Source organism: Dyadobacter sp. BHUBP1, assembly GCF_050587785.1.
Taxonomy (GTDB): Bacteria; Bacteroidota; Bacteroidia; order Cytophagales; family Spirosomataceae; genus Dyadobacter.
Window position 1 is genome coordinate 1 of record NZ_JBOBIH010000035.1, and the last position, 1,423, is coordinate 1,423.

2 protein-coding genes are annotated in these 1,423 nt (G+C 36.1%); both read right to left on the minus strand.

Going from position 1 to position 1,423, the window contains the following annotated elements:
* Window position 1 precedes the first annotated feature (1 nt).
* Window positions 2-562, minus strand: a complete 561-nt coding sequence (locus tag ACQ4MZ_RS31485) for a hypothetical protein (RefSeq protein WP_327921845.1) — start codon at window positions 560-562, stop codon at window positions 2-4.
* 278 nt (window positions 563-840) lie between these two features.
* Entirely contained in the window at window positions 841-1,212 is a 372-nt protein-coding gene (locus tag ACQ4MZ_RS31490) for a hypothetical protein (protein WP_429776204.1), read from the minus strand.
* Window positions 1,213-1,423: the final 211 nt, after the last annotated feature.

Sequence of the window (1,423 nt, forward strand, 5' to 3'; positions counted from 1 at the left end):
ATTAGTTTGACATAGTATCATTTTCAGCCTCTCTATCTTTAGCTTCTGGCCACTCCTTATCATCGTAAAGTTCCAATGTTCTCATGCCTTCAGCTGCTTTATATTCCTTTACTTTTTCATTATGCTTTTCAATAATATTGATTAACTTGTCATGGGATATTGATTTTACATTCTGACGTCCAAATTTTTTAGCACTAAATTGTGAATCGAGTTCTTCAGGAATACGCATGAATACATTTCCTTCTAAGTCCGTATACTCGATTATATTTTGTGAAGCGGCTAACCCTCCGAAATCGTTAATTGTACGAACAATTTCAGGAATATGATCTGATACCTCTGTCCCCTGAGTAATGCCTGATAGAGTAACAAATACAAGGTCACCGTTCTTATCGAGATGTTCAATTGGAAATGCATATTGAATAGCCAAATCTTTAGTATGTGCGTCGGGCTGCTTTTGGAATTTTGGAGAAGCATCTGTTTCACTAAGTAAGAATGAACCCGAAAGACTAATTCCCAGTGCAGTTACTATAATTAATGAGCCAAATAATGTTCTCTTACTCATTTAGGTTCCCCCTATCAAGGATATATTAATGATTGTTAATTTTCACTGTAGAGGTAGATTCATATCTTGGATTAAATGCGGTGTTATCAAAAAATCCCCCCCAGACTGAAAAATGAGCACCGCCAGGAAGAGCATTCCAGTAATATGAATCACTAGACTTTTTTCTCCAGGTATAGTGGAGCCCATTTCCATAGTTTTTATCTGTAACACTATTCGAATACGATGTTCCATATAAATAAGCTATTTCAGTATGTCCGCTCGGATATGTCATTTCTATTTTATCTACCCCTTTTATGACTTGAATCGCATGAACTCCCCTTATACCAGCAGCTTGGTGCAGAATAGGAAAGATATTTTTCATTAATCCGGTGAATAACTTGTGCTCTAAGATCATTTCCGCCATACCCTTTATAGGCAACAGAAACAACTTGCCCATTATCTACACCTTCAACATTGCGAATTTCATAAAGAGTGACTTTATGATTGCCTTGGTTGCTACCACCAGGATATGATTTGGCATAATATTCTCCGTAACCGTAGCTATCTTCGGTATAAGCTAGTTTAATACTTGTGGGATTAGCAAAAACAGGGGCAACTATCATTGTTGAAAAGAGAAGAGTCGAAATGGTTGAAAGTACTGTCTTTCTCATTGGATAACATCATCCTTTTCAAAAGTATTCTTCGGGCTTAGCAGGATCATTATGCGTTAAATCTAGAGGCTCATTCTATCCAACTCCACCTTTTTACAATACATATACTAAAATAAACCATATTTGGAATCATTACAAAAGGGTAACAAAAACTGTATCTTTATACTTTGAACTTTGAACTTTGAATGTCATTTAAATGTTGACCACCGGG